This is a genomic window from Ochrobactrum sp. Q0168, assembly GCF_016427605.1.
Classification (GTDB): domain Bacteria; phylum Pseudomonadota; class Alphaproteobacteria; order Rhizobiales; family Rhizobiaceae; genus Brucella.
This window is the reverse complement of the sequence record NZ_JAELXQ010000043.1, coordinates 1-864: the sequence shown is the minus strand read 5'-3', so window position 1 is coordinate 864 and position 864 is coordinate 1. Positions and strand designations below refer to the sequence as shown.

The window sequence follows — 864 nt, the reverse complement described above, 5'->3', positions numbered from 1 at the left end:
GAACGCGGGAGAAATGAGTTTTTCAGCAATGCGTCGCGATGATGATGAGGAAGATAGCGAACCGCGGACCGCGCAGAGAGCTTTTCCAAGCTGCTGAATAAGCCGTAGGCCGGTCGTGCGTTTCTCCCGCACCCGGTTCCCCGTTGCGAATGTAGAGAAAAGTATCTACATTAAAGTGAAGATTTATCTACATGGAGTGCCAGCCATGGCAATCAATGTCACAAACGAAACCGCCGACCAGTTGACGCGCAAGTTCGCAAAGATCGCAAAGGTAAGCATTTCTGATGCGATTGTCATTGCCATGCGCGAAGCGATCGAGCGCCGTCTGAACGTCGAAACTCCGGCCCAGACCGCGGCGCGTCTGCGAGAAAAATATCATGTTGCAGGCAAGGAAGCAGCAAAAAAGCCTCTACCGAAGGAAGCCTACGACGAAATGTGGGAATCGTGAGCGGCATGTTTATTGACGCTTGCGCCCTCGTCGCTGTTCTGTCTGACGAACCCGAAGCCGAACGCGTTTCTATCGCGATCATGAATGCCAAAAAGCGCTTTACATCACCACTTGCCGTTCTGGAAACCGCCCTTGCCCTATCCCGGCCAGACAAGTTCGATCTTACAATCGATCAGGTTGAGCCAATTATCATGGAGTTTCTGGACGCTCGCGCCATCGAGCTTCGCGACCTGCCGCCAGCAGGACGAACCACGACGCTTTCACTCCACGCGGCCAATACCTACCGGAAAGGCCGCCGCGGTCTCAATCTGGCAGACTGCATCCATTATGCGTGCGCGAAATACTATCGTGTGCCCATCCTGGCGACAGATAACGAATTTCGCGAAACCGACCTTGAAACAGTTCCGTGAGCGGAC

General features: G+C 53.8%; 2 protein-coding genes. Both read left to right on the top strand.

Going from position 1 to position 864, the window contains the following annotated elements; all coding sequences use genetic code 11:
* Nucleotides 1-205: 205 nt before the first annotated feature.
* Nucleotides 206-448, top strand: coding sequence for a type II toxin-antitoxin system VapB family antitoxin (locus JAU75_RS23855; protein ID WP_151610735.1), 243 nt, complete (start codon nt 206-208; stop codon nt 446-448).
* A 5-nt stretch (nt 449-453) separates the two neighbouring features.
* Nucleotides 454-858: a type II toxin-antitoxin system VapC family toxin gene (locus JAU75_RS23850; RefSeq protein ID WP_199058947.1), complete on the top strand. Its 405-nt coding sequence runs from the start codon at nt 454-456 to the stop codon at nt 856-858.
* Nucleotides 859-864 lie beyond the last annotated feature (6 nt).

What these genes read in the sequence shown, in the direction of transcription:
- JAU75_RS23855 (WP_151610735.1), top strand. Translation starts at nt 206, where the DNA reads ATGGCAATCAATGTCACAAACGAAACCGCCGACCAGTTGACGCGCAAG.
- JAU75_RS23850 (WP_199058947.1), top strand. Translation starts at nt 454, where the DNA reads ATGTTTATTGACGCTTGCGCCCTCGTCGCTGTTCTGTCTGACGAACCC.